This is a genomic window from Candidatus Thorarchaeota archaeon (assembly GCA_013388835.1).
GTDB lineage: Archaea > Asgardarchaeota > Thorarchaeia > Thorarchaeales > Thorarchaeaceae > JACAEL01.
This window is the reverse complement of sequence record JACAEL010000026.1, coordinates 150,210-167,857: the sequence shown is the minus strand read 5'-3', so window position 1 is coordinate 167,857 and position 17,648 is coordinate 150,210. Positions and strand designations below refer to the sequence as shown.

At 56.7% G+C, this 17,648-nt stretch carries 10 protein-coding genes; 9 read left to right on the top strand and 1 reads right to left on the bottom strand.

The genetic code is table 11. The features are described 5' to 3' along the window. The first annotated feature begins 89 nt into the window (after positions 1-89). Genes HXY34_05675 through HXY34_05645 form a run of 7 tightly spaced genes read left to right on the top strand, consistent with a single transcriptional unit; the run spans position 90 to position 6,921 of the window. Complete coding sequence (locus HXY34_05675) at positions 90-1,628, top strand: hypothetical protein (GenBank protein NWF95610.1); 1,539 nt, start codon at positions 90-92, stop codon at positions 1,626-1,628. Beyond that, the gene (locus HXY34_05670; protein ID NWF95609.1) at positions 1,615-3,318 is read left to right on the top strand and encodes a hypothetical protein; all 1,704 of its coding nucleotides are present in this window, start codon (positions 1,615-1,617) and stop codon (positions 3,316-3,318) included. The genes HXY34_05675 and HXY34_05670 overlap by 14 nt, the downstream gene beginning before the upstream one ends. Continuing rightward, positions 3,308-4,003: an AAA family ATPase gene (locus HXY34_05665; GenBank protein NWF95608.1), complete on the top strand. Its 696-nt coding sequence runs from the start codon at positions 3,308-3,310 to the stop codon at positions 4,001-4,003. The genes HXY34_05670 and HXY34_05665 overlap by 11 nt, the downstream gene beginning before the upstream one ends. Beyond that, positions 3,981-4,958, top strand: coding sequence for a hypothetical protein (locus HXY34_05660; protein NWF95607.1), 978 nt, complete (start codon positions 3,981-3,983; stop codon positions 4,956-4,958). The genes HXY34_05665 and HXY34_05660 overlap by 23 nt, the downstream gene beginning before the upstream one ends. 1 nt (position 4,959) lies before the next feature. Continuing rightward, positions 4,960-5,703 carry a hypothetical protein gene (locus HXY34_05655; protein NWF95606.1) on the top strand — a complete coding sequence of 248 codons (744 nt, stop codon included), beginning with the start codon at positions 4,960-4,962 and terminating at the stop codon, positions 5,701-5,703. Then, positions 5,690-6,673, top strand: a complete 984-nt coding sequence (locus HXY34_05650; GenBank protein ID NWF95605.1) for a hypothetical protein — start codon at positions 5,690-5,692, stop codon at positions 6,671-6,673. The genes HXY34_05655 and HXY34_05650 overlap by 14 nt, the downstream gene beginning before the upstream one ends. Further along, positions 6,670-6,921 carry a hypothetical protein gene (locus HXY34_05645; GenBank protein NWF95604.1) on the top strand — a complete coding sequence of 84 codons (252 nt, stop codon included), beginning with the start codon at positions 6,670-6,672 and terminating at the stop codon, positions 6,919-6,921. Before HXY34_05650 ends, HXY34_05645 begins: the two co-directional genes overlap by 4 nt. 82 nt (positions 6,922-7,003) lie before the next feature. On the opposite strand, the gene HXY34_05640 is transcribed toward HXY34_05645, so the two are convergent. After that, positions 7,004-8,851 (bottom strand): hypothetical protein, encoded by a 1,848-nt coding sequence (locus HXY34_05640; protein NWF95603.1) that lies wholly within the window; start codon positions 8,849-8,851, stop codon positions 7,004-7,006. Between the two features lie 213 nt (positions 8,852-9,064). Between HXY34_05640 and HXY34_05635 the strand changes: the two genes are divergently transcribed. Together HXY34_05635 and HXY34_05630 are read left to right on the top strand one after the other, a co-directional pair. Further along, positions 9,065-9,664 (top strand): hypothetical protein, encoded by a 600-nt coding sequence (locus HXY34_05635; GenBank protein ID NWF95602.1) that lies wholly within the window; start codon positions 9,065-9,067, stop codon positions 9,662-9,664. Between the two features lie 175 nt (positions 9,665-9,839). Continuing rightward, complete coding sequence (locus HXY34_05630; protein NWF95601.1) at positions 9,840-17,624, top strand: hypothetical protein; 7,785 nt, start codon at positions 9,840-9,842, stop codon at positions 17,622-17,624. Positions 17,625-17,648: the final 24 nt, after the last annotated feature.

The window sequence follows — 17,648 nt, the reverse complement described above, 5'->3', positions numbered from 1 at the left end:
GACTGATCTTCAACACAGAACGCCCAGTGCCTCTGAAGTACAGTGTGGTACCGACTAATGACAGGGACAGGACGATAAGAGACCTGACCATGACGACCGTCCAGCATAACGGGCAGGTGATTGTCTTCTTCCGTACACGCAAGGAGTGTGAGACTCAGGCACTTCGACTGGCCGCACATGTCAAGAGGCAGATGACTGCGAACGAGAAGACTGCCGTTGACGCTGAGCTGACGTCGGTGGAGAACTGGGATGCCAGCCTGCCGTCGGAGATCACTCCTCTGCTCCACGACGGGGTTGGCTATCATCACGCTGGGCTCAGTTCGAGAGGCAGAGCGATGGTGGAGTCCCTCTTCCGGAGGGGGATGATCAGAGCGCTCTGTGCTACAACAACGCTCGCCGCGGGGATGGACCTGCCGGCTCGGCTGGTGATTGTCTCAAGTGTACACTCACCGTCTGACTACCGACAGATGCTTCCGGTGAACATGGTTCATCAGATGCTTGGCAGGGCGGGCCGTCCCGGAAGGGATGAGCAAGGGTTTGGAGTCATCGTTGCCGGTAGCAGAGGCGAGGCAGACGCGATAGTGGAACACTACTTCTATCACACCGGAGATGACTCTACAGGGCGCACTCTCCTCGAGCCACGATATGCCCCTGTTCATAGCGCATTGGGAACGAGCGCAGCTCTCACCGAACAGCTGCTTGCTTTCCTGGACCACATGCAGGGGTCTACACTCGAACATATGCAGGACGAAGTGTTGGCCGACTCCTACTACACCTATTCCCGCCGGGGCATCTCACGCACACCAATGCGGCATCTTGAGTTGGGTGTTCTGACAGCAAGTGCGGCCATCGAATTGCATGCTCTCAGCGACACCGTGCACGCCGCCCGGCAGGGTTCCGTCGGGACTGTACGAATACGCGAGGTAGGGGAGGATGTCATCGGTGGGATTGTTGCCGAGCAGATGAGTGGTCAGTTCACCTGTCGCTTCTCCGCACGCCTGTCGTCAGGGAACATCGTCGAGGGACCTATGTGTTCATGTGGACGTGGTCTCGACGAGGATGGCATACTGTGCCAGCATCTCGTGGCACTGGGGATTGAGGCCTCGACCCAACTCGGATCACTTGCGGACTATGTGATCCCCCTCGCGCTCAGCGAGTCCAGCCCGTTTGAGGCCCTGTCACGCCTCGGACTGATTGAGGGTACAAGCGACGGGAGGGTTGCGCCAACCCGGCTTGGCCGGACTGTCAACAGGCTGTACCTGCGAATCCAGACTGCACGAGAGATGCTCGCAATGCTTCCGCTCGTCGACAGCAACATGCAGATGATGGCCCTGTTGAAGCACCTGATGTTTGTCGAGTCGGGACAGGAACAGGACACTCTTGTGGATGCAGTCATCGGCCACGTCGTGAATACAAGTGCGTCACTTGCTGACATTGCACGTACCCTAGAGCAGTCAGCTGGAGATGTCTTCGCGCTGCTCGAACGGTTCCGATGGCTGCTTCACTCAACCGCCGCCGTAGCAGAAGTGGGCGGCATGACACATGTATGCGAATTGGCGAGACAGCTATACAACATCATCGACTCAAGGTTTGTCACAAAGGAGGTCATAACAGATGGAGACCAGTGATAGTGCCACACCGTCCTCGGATGACATTGTTCGAACACCCGACTGTGTGGACAGTGAGAGCGGGACTGACTCGAAGGGCGAGGACATAGTGCTTGCCCTTGAATCGACCGGCCACAAGGCAGTCGCACTGCCAAACGGCCTGGTCATCGGAGTCAGTCTCAAGGGCATCAAGAACACACGGACGGTCCTGGCTGATGTTGTCTACGTCCTTGACACGCGAAACCGCGCTATGGACCGCGCGAACCTGGCCATCCAGTCTGCAGTCCTGTCCACTGTCAACAGGGAGCTGGACTCAGTTCTTCGGGATGTGTGCAACAGGGAACTCAGATACCGGAAGATGCGGACAGTTCGTGGAAGCATCACAATACCCGTGTTGCCTTTTGACAGTGGGAGAGGCTTCTCGGCGGTTCGGGAAACGCGCACCACGTACGCGGTCTATTCTGGTGTCAGACCTTCTCGGGACTTGACATGGTTCACACCGGCCGGTCACATTGTTGACGCGTCCGAATTCGCATTCATCAGAAGGAGCGACATGCGTGCACACATCAGTGACGCGGAGTCAACCATCTCTGCAGAGAAGTGGGAGTACCTGCGGAAGAGCACACGCGGCTGGTACGGTCTCCTCGCGCTTCTGTTCTCGGTTGCTGCGGGTGTAGGAGTCTTGAATGCGCTTATGACCAACGCCAGCACACTGTTGCTGCCTGCGGTCACTCTCATCCTGTCTGGACTTGCCAGCGCTCTCTATCTCAGGACCGGACTGTCAAGCGCAAGGAGGTTCGCCGACGCTCTACGAGTGGAGGATGAGAGAGTGTGTAGGCTCGCAGAAGGACAGTTGGTACAGCGAGCACTGGCAGAGAACGAGAGGCTCTTTCGCCTGGTCACTGAACTCAACTTTGTGGTGTCGAGTCTGGCGGCCGAGGCGGCCTCCGCATTCTCTGAGGGCGACACGCTCACAGCGATCGCACGAGCAGCCGCTGTGATTGATGAGTGTGTCCGTCTGTCACCCCAGAGGGACACGTCGATTGATATGGACGCTGGCCTGAGTGCGTTCCTAGGGCTATTCCATGCTCTTGGAGCGCTGGCAGAAGAGGATGAGAAGAGGCTGGCTCTCGCCTATGTTGCTCTCTCGAGGGGCGATGACAAGAAGGTCTCACCGGAGCACCTTCTCGAGTATCTGACCGTGCTGAATCATGCACTATACAGGTCAGGGCTTCTCAGTCCGACTGCAAAGGACTCGATTGATGAACTCCTCAACCGCAAGGCCGCCAAGTCCGCACTTGAGTCGTTGGAACGGGAACTTGGACAACCAGACATTGTGCCCATGTCTGAAGGATCGGGTCCACATCGCGACACGGAAGTAAGCACTGAGGAGCTGAGTCTTGCCGAGGAGATAGCAGGCAAGAGTCCCCAATACACGGTCAAAGACACTGGCACCACCCCACCGCCAGCAGCTGTGGTCCCGGCGGAAGTGGCGCATCAGGCGGACACAGTCAAGTCATCTCAGGCGGTCGAGAGCACAGTGCCCATAGTGGACGAAGTTGACGGGGCAAGGCCGGAGACCCGAGTCAGGAACGGAGTGCTGACATCAGACCAGGTTAGAGCCCGAAGCATGGCATCCAAGGGCCCTCGCCGTCAGCAGTCAAGTAGCAGATCACCACGCCGCACGGAGGCTGAGCCTGTTGGAACCTAAAGAAGTCGCGGATCCAGCCAGTCTGAGAGGACTGATCCACATCTGGGGCGCTGCAGGCAGCGGAAAGTCCCTCTTGGCCGCCTACATGGCTCTTGCTGCGGTCTCCAGGGGCAGGGTCGTATGGCTCTCGCTTGATGGCAAGATGTCGGTTCTTCGGAGACTGAGGAGCATCCTAGAGCACCATGAGTGTGCCATCGACTCAGTCGATGTCGTAGTGACCGAGGGTCACCGAGAGGCATACAATACAGTGATCGAGATGACATCCCGTCTCGACGAGTCTACGGTCCTGTTGGTGATAGACCCCATCACGAGGGTCCTTGACATGTCAAGGGAAGAAGACCTCATGTGGGGGCGCGAACTGATAGAGGACATACTCCCTGCACTGGCAGCACTGACAACTACCAGAAGCGTGACCGTAGTCGTTGTCTCGGAAATGAGAGAGGTGAGCGGAAGACCTGTCGCAGTACACTACGAGTCCATCCTCAGGTGGGTGGACAGAGACCTAGTGCTCCGACGCAGACCATTCGCTCATGCCTCAGAGGTCTACGAACGCACATCAAAGGACCGAGAGGAGATGCTCGGTCATCTGCACCTGATGGGTTCGTGTGGACTGATATGGGAACCGGCTCAGTCCGAAACACTCAACGGGAGGGCCAGAGGTATTGCTAGGGAAGTCGCTGTTTAGTCTGCTCAAGTATGCGATAGTAGGAGCGGTAGCAATCACACTCGGCGCGGAGTTGATTCAGGCGACGTCTTCTGCGGTCCATTCACTTCGAGACGGAAACCCGCTGCCTCTTCTCTTCACGCTGGCAGTGACGATGGTGCTGATGTATTCCAGCGGGAGAATGGAACTGACCAAGGGTCATTCACGGGTCATGACTCTACTCCTTAATGTGCTGGCATACTCCTCTCTCGTGTACCTGTTCCTCATCGTCTTTCTCGGGATGCTGCCATGGGGCATTCCCCTCGCAGTCGCATCAGCAGGAGTCACTGCTGCTGTCTGCCACACGCTCAGACAACCCGGGGTCATCACGACCCTTGCAGAGTCGGCTGTCTCCGCTGCACAGCGTCACGGACTGGACGTGCCATTTGGGACCCCGGCCGACGAGAGTGAGGCAATTCGAAGAGTGATTGAGCGACGAGGTCTCCGTGTCCTCATACTTCCTCCGGGTTCGTTGCGAGCAGTTCTGAGACTCCTTGTCGAGCGCCCGATGCTCCCTGTCACTGTGACTCACTTCGACTCGCTTGATGCACTTGTGGTGGCCACCGGGGGACAAGACCACATACTCAGAGGGGTCGAGTCAGTACTTCGAGAGATTGGACTGGACCCGGCCCTCGCACCCTCGATGCTCGAAGAGGCCATCCTCTATCTCCCACAGCTCGAGGCAAATCACGGTCTGCCGCTTGATGGGTACTGTCTCGCAACGGAGGAGAATGCGGTGAAGATGATACTGGAGGCGCCGCCGAGCAGAGTCACCGCGTTCCCACCATCAAAGGGCAATGGAGTCGCAGTAGTGGTGAGACGCGAAGACTCACTGGGCATGGATGTACGCAGGATGTCTAGAGGCGAGGCAGTAATGACAGTCCTGGGTCGTGAATACAACGCCGCTCGCATGGAGGTCGTGGTGGGTGTCACCTGAGATGCTGAGGCTCGACGACCTTCCACCCCGCTCTGAGCCGCTACTGATCCTCAGACCGGTCGAACTCGACGCACTACTGAGCGGCGTGTTCTGCGGGGGCCAGATGACAGTGGCCTATGGCCCGGAACGCGCACTGCTTACACTCTTCGCCCACTCTGTGCTCGTGTCCGCACTGCAGTCCAACAGAGACATGGTTGCTGTCTTCTTGGACTCCGGTAGGAACTACAGCGCCAGGCTGACAAGAGGTCTCAGCAGTGGCCTTGACCTGGAAGACATCCTCGGCAGGACCGTCTTCTCAAGAGTACTATCATTGCAGGACCTCAGGGACGCTGCAGACTACATCTCAGGCAGGAGCGACGTGGTCATGGTGGTGGTTGACAGTCTTGTTGGAGCACTGAATCTGACTGAGGGCCCCGGCACGAAGGGACGGGCGAGGTCGCTCTACGGCGCTCTTGAATGTCTTCGTCGCGCGGTAAACGCAACTGGCGTCCACGTCCTCATGACAGACCACATGAACCGGGAGTGGGACACGGGTGAGAGCTCCCCCGTCGGAGGCAACGTGCTCGCGCACGGCGTCGAGAACGTGATTCGCATTGAGCGCTCCTTGCTGCAGCCAGACATTGTCATGTTTGCGCTCGAGAGAAGTGCCTACGGGACACCCAGAGCGGGGCTTCGCATGAAATACACTACGGACTGCTTCGAGTCCGCCGAGACCGAGGTGAGACAGCAGGATGGGCGTACGTAACTGGTCTGAGTTGATCTCGTGGACATGGGCTGACTGCACACTTGTCAGACCCCGTACCATCGCGTTCGACACTCCGAACTACATGCTTCGGCGACTGTCCACACGCGGTGCCATCTCGGGACCAAGGATTGCTCTTGATCATGTGTTCATCTTCCTGAGCATTGTGCGGTCATGTCTTAGAGTCGGACTGCTGCCCGTGTTCGTCTTCGATGGCCCACCGGAGACTCTGAAGCGTCCGAGTAACCCTGCTCTTGTGAGTCGCGCAGAGAAACTCTATTCGGACTTCCGAGAGTCAGGTGACAGCTACGATGACGCGATATCCGAGGCGCTCTCCGACAGTCGGGCTCTGCGATGGTACTTCAGCGTGGCCCACCTTCGAGACCTATGCGTCTGGACGGGAGTGCCAGCTGTCAGTTCGCCAACCGAGGCAGAGATGATGGCCGCGCGTCTGGCAGCTGACGGCATGGTCGGGACAGTCGTCTCCAATGATGCAGACGCATTGCTGTTTGGCAGTCACCACGTTACAAGAGCGCTCCACTTGAGTGAGTCCAGTGTCGAGTGTGCCACGCTCGCTCAGCTGCAGAGCTCGACAGGACTGAACATGTCTCAACTCCGTGACCTTGCAGTGCTGTGTGGATGTGACTTTCATCCCGGACTCAGGGGAATTGGACCCCGCAGGGGCGTGATAGAGCTTCGAAGACACGGAGACCTCGAAGCAGTCCTGAAGGCGAGGGGAGTCGCAGAGGATGAGAGAGTGTCGTATCGGAAGGCACGAGACGTGTATGACGAGGTGGACTTCCTGTCAACAGACGGAGTGGACCTCTCCGTTCGCTCGCCAGTCGCTTCCCGCCTGGAGGACCTTCTCAGGTCAGTGACTGGTACAGACCGAGCAAGCCATATGGTGAAGGAACTGATGGTGTTGTGGAAAGGCTCTGGGGTGGAACAGACGCACTTGGAGGAATGGATGTGAGTGATGGCGACTCCCTTGAGGACAGGCGAATGCAGGACGAGGTAGAGCGGGCAATGCGTGTCAGGGCGGAGGCTGAGCCTGACAACTATTGGGCGTGGCTCATGCTGAGCATAGCTGCGTCTGATGCAGGAGACATACGCGAAGCGGTCCGTGCAGCAGCCCGTGCTATGCAGATGCATCCGGAGTGTCGCGTGGCGCGCGAGGCCTATGACAGGCTTGTCATGGGTTCTACAAAGCATAGGTCCTAGGAGATCACAGACCGGGACTCGACCGAGTCCAGCCACACTCTTGGCGTCAGTTTCGCATGATACCAGACAGTGGGGAGAACGCCTATTCCCATGGGTTCCTCCATGCAGACCTCTTTGTGCGCAGGAGTCTGTTGAAGACCGTGAACATGTAGCTCTTCGAGTTCATAATCAGCGCCGCAGCATGCTGCTCCGAGATTGCTTCCGTCGTGTCCTGAAGCAAATCAATCACAGAGTCCTCGTAGCCCTGCGGAAAGAAGACCTCAGCGAAGACCGAGGAACGGTCAGAGGAAGTGAGGACCCTGGAATAAGGCATGGAGGACGTCAACCATCTCACGAACTTGTCGGCCTTTGTCGGACGCGCATCAGTGACGAATGCGAACGCGCTTGACGGCAGTCCTGCGTAATCCAGTCTGGGATGGTACATGACAGATATCAGTCGTGCCTTGTACATGTCTCCTACAGCACGCTCAAACGACGCCCTGGCGACCCCTATGTGCTTCAACATCAGATTCCTAGACAGTGGTCCACCCCTAAAGCCCCACAGGAAACCCAATAACTGTGTCCTGAGCGGAGTCTGAGGCCCAGCCCTCGCTGTTGGCTCAGGGGACTGTTGATACAGCCACAACTGGTTGTCATGTGGGTCGGCCTCCTCTGCCTCGTAGGGTCTGAAGTCCCATCCGGTTTCGGAATGATGCATATCCATTCTCATCGACACGGTCTCAGAGTTGAACACACAAGTGACCTCACCCTTGTCGAGGAGCCGTACGGGAATGTCTGTTCCTAGCGGTTCAACATGGAGCTCAATCCTCCTGAATCTGTCGTGGACAACAGTCATCGCTTCGGCGATGCCTACGCGCCTGCCACCAGTCTTCCTCCTGGTCCTCAAGCGCATTCTTATCTGAAGACCGAGATTCGTCGGCGAGACCAAGGTCCTCTCGGTGAGCAGTCTGTCAATCAGTGCTCGAACGTCCGTTCCAGTCCCGGAGTACGCAAGAGGGAACATACTGTGGCGTGTCCTTGTCCTCAGGTTCTTGCACGCCTGCACTAATTCGTCCACGCACAGAGACCGGATCTGCCGCCTGTAGTTCACAATATGCCTCCGCCACGGAAAGCCCACTGTGGCATCAGGCTCTACCGATGTTGAAGACCGTGCCGGAGCCACTGAGGATGATGGCTCCAAGAAGGACAGCCAGTCAATCCGCTGACCGCACGCGTCCGCCGTGCTCTTCACTGACAGCAGGGCGTGTGTCATGGGGTCAAGGGAAGGATAGGCGTCCACAACTCTGGGGTCTGGATAGACATCGCCCATCACAACCCTGCCCATCACGTAGGCCAGTGACCATCGCAGTCTCACCTCAATGCGTTCCCACTGCGGAATCAGCTTCTTGGCAGCCTCTCGTCTCTTCTCGGCCTTCAGTGCCTCCGGGGTCAGTCTCTGTCTGCGTCTCTTGTGGTCATCTGCAGAGTCATCTTCGTCCTTGTCCTTGATGGGTCTCCTCTTCCTACCAAGTCGCGAGTCATTGAACTGGACCGTTCCTAACAACTCGATGAAACTCGCATTGATCTCGGGGGTGGTGAGCAGGTCTCTTGACACACTGTTGGGCCCGTAAGTCGCAGTCAACTGCGGACTTCTCGGCAGCAGAGAGGCCATCTGTTCCCACAGAGTCCTTCCAAGAGGCAGACCGAAGTCCGGACCGAGCTCCTTCATCTTCTCTCGGTAGTTCAGAGCTATGTCTATCTCGTCGAATGAGAGAGGTTCCATCGACAGGCTCCGCAGACCCATCTGCTTCTCAAACCCCACTGTGTTCGAGATGGCTGGTCGCGCCCGGCCGAGAAGCTTGACCACCTGTGTGCGGTCGTCTTTGTACCACAGTCCACGAGGGATCACACGACTCCTTTGCCTGTCGTTCTGGTCTGGTCTTTTGGTCATTTCAACGTAAGTGGCATTGAGAAGTATTCATTTAAAGCCTTTTTCCAATCTCATCTGCATTTCATAACCCGTGAATTATAGTCCAAGACCGTTCGGACATCCATTTCAACGGCTGTAGACTTATGCCTGCTTATTGTGTCAATGCCATATTCTTAACTAATCCTGCATCGATTCCATACTCACGAGCAGATATCAGCACGAGGAAGACACGACATGCAGTCGGATGTACTGACACTGGGTCTGTTGACAGTGGTATTCTCGATTCAGTGTGCTCCCTTCGTAGTGATAGGAGTGGGGACACTGAAAGGGATTCTACTGCTGACCGGTCAGAAGCGTGAGTTCGAGGGATGGACGCGTAACTCGCTCCTATCATTCCTATCAATCATCTTCCTTCCGGGCACACTTGTGTACATCGCCATCAGGTACGTGCTGTGCAAGATACTGGGCATTGATGTGGCAGATATCGCTGGTTCTGCCGCCTATGGGGAGCTGAACATCTTCCTGCGGATAGACAAGCCGCCTCGCGTCGCGGTACTCCTCGTGTTTCTGTACTCTACCATCATCCTGTCCATATTCGTAGCAATCTCAATGATTGTATTCCCGGCAACCCTGCTGGTGTCCAACCCACCCATAGTACTGGTGTGCTGGTACGTGGCCTTGGGAGTCTTCTTCAACACATCCGTGCGATCGGGAGACCTCTCGGTGCTCTTGGCATCTCTGAAGAAGAGGCCACGGTCCGGGGCAATTGAGCTCGTCACTGTTCTGGTGATGATAGTCATCCTGCATACGCAGCTAGTGGGGGTGATCTCCTGAGGGGTGGCTGTCACTGGACTTTGCACCGGCGAATGACAAACGCACTCCTCGTCCGTGTCGCAGAGTCACCGCGTCAGGAGTCAGAGTATCGCTCAGGCAAGATAAGACACACATCCGCAGTAGAATCTGGAGGAGAGTCATCGTGAACTGCCGCAGGTCGCTTATACTGACACTCATGCTTACACTGTTCATCATCTCGACTGGACTGACCGTCGCACCGGAGCCAGACCATGTCACGCTGGGCCGCTCAGGCCATATAGAGAAGGGTCAGCTGAAGACGCTGAGCGATGGTACACCGGCTTCGCACGCCCTGTTCGTCATACTGCAGATGCCGGACTCCTCAATCACTGCACATGGTGCGTACATCGGGAGCCAGCTGACCCTTCGAGGACTGGTCACACAAGTACTGTCTGCCCAGGACGCCGTCGCACAGCCACAGGTCCTAGCAGACGCAGTCATCATTCTTGATGCGTCACTCGGCGGCGACGAGGGACAGGCTGTTGACCAGAACCTCATCAGGACGCTCTTGAGCTATGACAGACCTGCACTTGTTCTGGGGAGAGCATCATGGGTTCTGCACAGGCTCAGAGAAACTACCAAACCCACCCAGACCGCTCTACTAGACACTACTTTTCAACCCACACCCGAACATGGTGGAGCGGTCTACCTCTCCTCACCCTTCCTCATCCCTAATGGGATCACACTCACATCAGAGTCATCACTAGAACTGCCTGTCGACTCGGTCGTGACAGAGTACTCAGCTCTTGTCAATTTGACCGAGGCAGACCCATCAATCAGGATTGCTCCGCTGCGATACGACTCGTGGCCCCTCGACATGTTTCTCTTTGGACCTGAAGACCCCTCCTGCTGGACCACAGAGGCGTGGGATCTAGTGGTGAACCTGCTGGCCTACATGCCAGCTCTACGGGAATCTGATACATCCTTTACAGTTGCTGGTCGCCAGAGCAGCCCAGACTCGCCTCTGGCCGGAGGCTTCTCCTACTGGCACCAACCAACACTTGACGGGACCTACTATGCTGTTCATTCAGCAAAGTCAGTCCTCAACACGACAATGTGGGAAGGCTGGCGTGACTCGCATCAGCAGCTGGTTCAGTCAGTGCTGTCGCACCTCTACTCCGATCTTGGTAGCGAGGCCTGCTTCAAGGACCAGATTGATGTCAGTGCGTCCCTTCACAGCACGGCAAAGGGTCTGTGGCTTGTCCACACTATGGGTCTCACTGCCCAATTTGACAGCCAGAAACTCAGTTCCTACGTCGCGTCGAGGCAAGACGCCTCTGGAGGCTTTGAGAACGACATCACAAGGACGTGGTACTCGATTGAGGGGCTCCATGCGGCGGGGCAGGTGGCTCTGATAGACACGGCTCAGGCCGAGGTCTGGTTACGTGCATGTGTCATCGACGGCCAGGAGACTTCCAATCCCGACCTCTGGGGAGCCATCGGGAACAACCCAACAAGCATTTCGCCGCGCAGCTCGTACGCAGCAAGGTACGTCAGGTCGCTACAGCTTATTGGCAAGAGCCACAACGACCCGTTGAAGCTCACTTCGTGGTTCATCACGCGCATGATGGTTGGTGATGGCTCCTTCAGAGAACAGCTCGGTATGTCAACCGAGAGAGTCGCGGGCACATCTGCGGCGCTGAGCACAATGGCGATAATGGGCACACTGAGCACACAGAATAGGACACGAGGACTCGAGTGGTTTGCTCTCAATCAGCACGATTCGGGCGGATTCTCCATCACGGCGAAGTCGGAAGACATACTGCCAAAGGGAGAGCAGACTGCGCTTGTTGCATCGTGCCTCTTCGACCTCAACGCCACCGGTGCCATCGGAGAAGGCATCATTGGCTTCGTGAACACCTGTGAGAGCCCGGTGGGTTTTGAGCTTGTTGAGCCGCTCCCGTCCCTGATGTGGACCTACTGGCTCACGCTGAGTGCAAGAGCCACTCACTCCTCAGACTTGGTGGACTTGAGTTCTGCCGCCGATTACCTGACAGGTTTTTCCACATGGGCTCAGTACCCGACATGGGCAAACATCACGGCATACCCATATTCGCCTGAGTACAGAGAGTCCCAGTATCGGATTCAGAGCGTGTGGACACAGTACTTTGGGATTGGGTCAGCACAGGTCCTCAAGATGTATCCGACACCGCTCGCATCGTCTGCAGCGACATATGCCCTGCAGTCCCAGGACTCCAGCGGTCACTTTAGACTCACCAACGTACCAATTGGCACACCCCATATGCAGTACACCGCCGCCGCAGTCGAGGTACTATACACGCTCGGCTTCATGAACTCGATCACTTACAGAGATGAACTCAACGCGGCTGTACTCGCCGCATATCAGGGCGGGATGTGGTCCGGTGAGGGCTGGACACTCAGGCCATTCTCGGGACACCAAACAGCTATTGACTTCCTCAGCATGCGCGCGGCACTTCGGCTCGGTCTCATCGACTCCATCATGGCCAGCGAGATACTCACAGTCATCCAGACCAGAGTCCAGTACAATGACCTGTGGGCACTGAGCTTGGATGTGTCGAGTGTTGCGCTACTGGTCTCTGCGGGTCTGGTCTCGCCCTCAGCACTTCAGTTGTTCAACAGTTCGGAGGTGCTTGACGCTGTCTCCGCGGGTATCAGCAATGGCTGGTTCAACTCAACCACAGGCTGGCAGCCAGTGTTCACAGCGGACGTGCTCCGCATGGTGTCGATTCTCGGCCTGCGTACCAGAATGGTCAACGCGACGGGGTCCACGCTGGACGTCACGTTCCCGCTGACTGCCACCCTCGGACAGGCATTCAGTGTCAGTCTGAACATCTCCTCAGCCTCCCCGACCCACACCGTGTTCGTGAACGCGTTTGGAAGCTGGACGGAGTACACTGGCCTGAGCAGCCTCGACGTGATCTCTGTCCCGGTCCCATATGACGCTTCCTTGCTGGGGTCTCAGAGAGTGTCGCTCGTGGTGTCGGATGTCAGGGTCAGCAGGTCATTTGCGGCGTCCGATGTCGAGGTGAGGAGTTCTCTTGCTGGCGACCTGACAGTTGAGACACCCACAGTCATGAGAGGGGAGTTGGTGAACGGGACTGCGACTTGGTATCTGGAGGGCGGGGCTGCCGCTGGCCCCTGTCAAGTGACAGTGCGGCTAGGGGAACCACCAGTCTACCGAGAGTGGAACTATGCAACTGAGAGCCCTCTCCACTTCTCGGTAAGCACTGATGACATGGGGGATGGAGCCCATCCTATCACAGTCACTGTCCAGCGGACCCACTGTGACATGCTAGTGCTCAGCGACGTGATAACGGTTCTTGAACCGTTACAGACTGAGATAGTCACGCAGTCAAGTATCGAAGGAGTGCTGGGAGATGAGATCTCAATCCCCTGGACTCTGAGGTTGGTCTCCAATGGGAGCGCCGTTGCCTCGCAGAATGTCACCATCAAGATATGGGACAGCGCGGACCAGTTAGTCCACAGCGACTCGGCGGTCTCAACCTACGGGGAGAGTGTGTTTGTCTGGTCGCCCCTTGACAGAGGCGAATTCACGTTCACAATCTACTTCGCCAGAAATGGCAGTCTTGAATCCTCCAGTGCTTCCGGTCAGATTGTCGTCGCCGAGAACACTGCAATGCTCTACTCCGGTCCATCAGTTGTTAACCAGTATTCGACGGCAGATATGTCTCTGCGCCTCATCGACTCGCGGGGCTACGGTCTCTCCGGAATGTCCGTCCATGCGATAGTACTCAGTCCGTCTGCACAGGTGGTGTTCGACGCCCAACTTACAACGAACGCCACAGGCTATGTCATGCTTTTGCTCGAACTGGGAGAGAACGGAGAGTACACTGTCACCGGGCAGTTCTTGGGCTCGGTTCACCTGCTCGGCTCGGACACGACGGTCGGTATCGTGTCCTGGTCGTCGACGACTATCACAGTTGGCGGGGTCATGGCAGACTCACTTGTCAGTCAGTCGTACAGACCATGGGCAAGGCTGACAGATAGTGCAGGGACTCCTCTTGTCAATTCACAGATACAGCTACGAATAGTGTTCCTTCCAGACATCCAGGTGGTGTTCCAAAGCCTTGCCACCAACTCGACAGGGCATGTGTCCTGGGAGTGGGTGCCAAATAGCGCAGGCAGCTATCTCATCCGCTTCGAGTACCCGGGGTCTCTATCTAGAGGGGCTGCCAGCGGCGAGATGAGCACCGAGACCAGACTGCCTGTCACAATCAGTCTGTCACCAATGATACTCGAAGTGGGAGAAGAGGAAGCAATCGCACTGCGTGCAAATGATCACATGGGGCAGCCAGTCCAAGGACTTCTGGTCGAGGTCATGATTGTCCGCGAGGGGGTCACCGTGCATCAGGCGACGGGTACAACCGGCTCCGATGGCTGGTTGGTCGTTATCTGGACCCCCGATGCCAGGGGACCCACTACGGTGACTGCTCAGTCCGCAAGACAGGGCGTGTATGAGGCTGCCATGGCGCAGAGGACTACCGACGTGTATGAACAAGCAGACTTCCAACTGGAGTGGAGCAACACTCTCGAGGCTGTATCCAATGTCATGCTTCAAGTGACCATTGTCGGCTTCCATGGTGTTGGCATTGAAGGGGTAAACGTGTCCATAAGAGTCGAACTGAATGGAGCAGTCCTCGTTGACACTCTCGGCACGACTACGCAGTCTGGGACGCTGCAGGTTCAAGTCGGCCTTGAAGAACCGGGAAGCCTATCAGTCGCACTGGACATGCCAGATCAGGACTGCCTCAGAGGACTCGTCAACACCACTGTGTGGAGCGTCCGTGGCAGGACTACTCTAGCATTGCTTCTCTCTGGCAACCCTATCACACAGGGTACGACACTTGGCATTGTGGCTCAGCTTGTGAACTGGCAGGGGACACCCATGGTGGGGTACCAGGTCACGCTGTCGGTCCAGTGGGCAAATGGCACCCTTCGTGACTCGGTGGTTCGCACCACGGGGACCGGAGGTACGTGCAGTCTTGCGCACTACTTTGATGAGGTGGGAGACTTCATTCTCACTGCTCAATTCGGCGGAGAAGAGGAGAATGCCCCCTCCTCCTGCATCATGGTTCAGAGGGTGCGAGTGACACCCAACCTCGTCGTACAGCACGACCTCACAGTCCTGCTGGGAAGCTCCATTCAGATACAAGTCGGTCTCACGGATGCGTTGGGCCGGTCTGTCGTGGGCCGAAGCATTGTGGTTGCCATATGGATGGACGATGAGAAGGTGTTCGAGGCCGGTATTGTCTCCTTGGAGGGACTTGCTCAGGTGACATGGTATCCCTCAGCCAGAGGCGTGGCACAGGTGACAGCCACGCACACCGGTGACACGTACTACCTTGACAACTCCACGTCCAGTACTCTATCTGTAATGGAGATTGCCGAGGGGGTGCTTGAGTTGAGTTCATCCACGGTCAATCTGTTTGACAACCTCTCCATCACCTACGAGATTCAGTGCCCCGGTGAGGACGCGGGCGTCAGTGTCCGCATTCAGGTCCTTGATGTGAACCTCGTCCCAGTATGGACTTATTTTGGCCTGACAGATGCGAATGGCACCCTGCGCTGTATGTATCTGGTGCAGCATAGCCGTGGCACCCTCATGGTGAGAGCCGGACCCACTGAGGGGCAGTTCCTGCTGGGTGCAGATGCAGAGATACAGTTCATGGCAGTGAGCGAATGCGTCGTCACCACGGACTTCCTGCCGGATCCACCTACTCTGGCCACCGAAGTCTACATTGAAGTCATGGTCTTTGACCAACTGGGAGTCCCAATCTCAGGGATGTCGGTCACAGTCGCTCTAAGAGACCCATTTGGTAACCCGGTCAGACTTGGTGCACTCACCCAGAACGTGGTGGTCACACTCCAGAACGGACTTGCCACCGTGCCCTTCACTCCATCGCTCGCAGGTCTTTACAGGGTGACGGTCTCGTCCAGTGGTACTCCCAGCACTCATGCTTTCACCGTCGAGGAGTATCATGTCGTCTACTCTCCGACATTCATTCAGATTCTCAATGTGACTCAGACCATTGAGGTGGGAGGCTGCCTGAACGCAAGCATCAGCCTCAGCAACTCAAGTTCGCTCCCGATGGCGGACATGACACTGGTTGTAATGGTGGATGGCCCCGGATCTCTTGACATTGGCCCGGTCACTCTTGTGACCGGTCCTGACGGATGGGTCACGTACAGCGTCGCGATACCTTCAGAGGGCGAGTGGATTCTCGAGGTGTCATTCTCAGGTCTTGGAATTCACCTGCCGTCAAGCGGGTCAGTGACTGTGGATGTGAGATTCGGCACACAGATCACTGTCGCGATTGTGGAAGGCAGTGCTCCACTTGCAGGCACAGTGCCGCTGGTCTTGACCGCCCTGCTCCAGGACACTGAGGGCGCAGTACTGGAGGGTCGGCAGATTCTCTATGATGTCTACCACGATGAGTACGGACTTGTCCTGTCTGGCGGGGTGACACAGAGAAGCAGTCTGCCCGAGAACATAAGCATCCTCATTCAGAGAATGGGCAACTACACAGTCTTAGTTCGTTTTGAGGGCACCGAACACTATCACGCCTCGTCTGTGGCAGTGACCGCTTTCGTGAGAGGAACGACAAGCATCAATGCAGAGATACCCGAGTCACTCGACCGAAGTGACTTGGTGTCTGCTGTCATCGAAGTTCTGGATGAGACCGGTGTGCCCCTAGACCCTACAGGACTGGAGATTGAGATTGTCCTGAGTCTCGCGTCCGGTCCAATTGACCTGGGAGGGCGTCTGGTCTTTGCGAGAGACAAGGTCTTGCTCAACCTGACAGGTCTGTTGCCAGACGACTACAGTGTGTCAGTACGGGTCCAGGACACAGCCGAGCGTCTGGGTTGTGTGTACGAGTCCTCACTGGTCGTCACCAGTCGTGTGGCGCTCGAGGTGGTTCAGGCTCAAATCCCAGGCCTTCTCAGCCATGATCACAGAGTGGTCGTCCTCGTGTCCGACTCCCTTGGCTCACCCATGTCGGGTCATAACGTGCTTGTCAGTCTGTTCAATCCGACGGGCGCTGAGGTCTATGGGAATCCACTGACGACTCAGACGCAACTTGTGGTCAGCTCGCTTGGGACAGTGGAGGTCGCGTGGAGGCCTTCCCAGACTGGGACTTATCGCCTGGTCATAGTCTTCCAGAGTACTGGCAGGTACCTAAACGCAACCACGAGCCTCGACGTCCTGACCCGTCACGAGGCGCTCATTGACCTGGATGCCCCGCAAGCAACACCATACGACCAGAGAATACACGTGTCAGTAACGCTCCGGACGTCGCTCGCGCCGCTAGTCGGGGTGAGTGTGAGGATATGCTTCCTCAGTCACGGCGTGCTGAGGTTGAATCAGACTGCATCAACTAACACGCTGGGAACGGCTGCCTTCAGTGTTGAGGGACTTCTTGCGGACGAGTACATGCTGGTCGCCTACTACGAGGGCTCTGAGTCAATCGCACCCGCAGACCTCGTTGCCAACATCACAGTCACACCTGTGAAGACCATTGACATCGAGCAGCTGACACCAGCGTACGTAGGTGAAAACACAAGTCTGAGCCTGACCATCCGAATCCTGGGCGTGGATGAGAGCTGGAGGGGAAGCATGCACATCAGTGTGTACGACGTAAACGATTCACTGGTCTTGAACCGTTCCGTCCAGACCTACTCCAATGACAGAGTCGTGTTCTCATTCATTCCTCTCCTTGAAGGTCAGTACAGAGTCAGTGCGTGGATCGGAGGTGTTCCTGTGGATATGGAATACCTGAAGGAGTTCAAGATCATCGTGACGACAAGACCACTCTCAGTCACACTGGACGCAGCCACGTCTCCTGTTGCCTATGGGGGCCTCGTATTGGGCATTGTTGCGCTCGTACTGAGAGTGAAGCTGAAGAGCGGACTGGCGGCTCTGCCCACCGACTGGGAGTAGTCCCTCTTTCGCTCCCCGCAATAT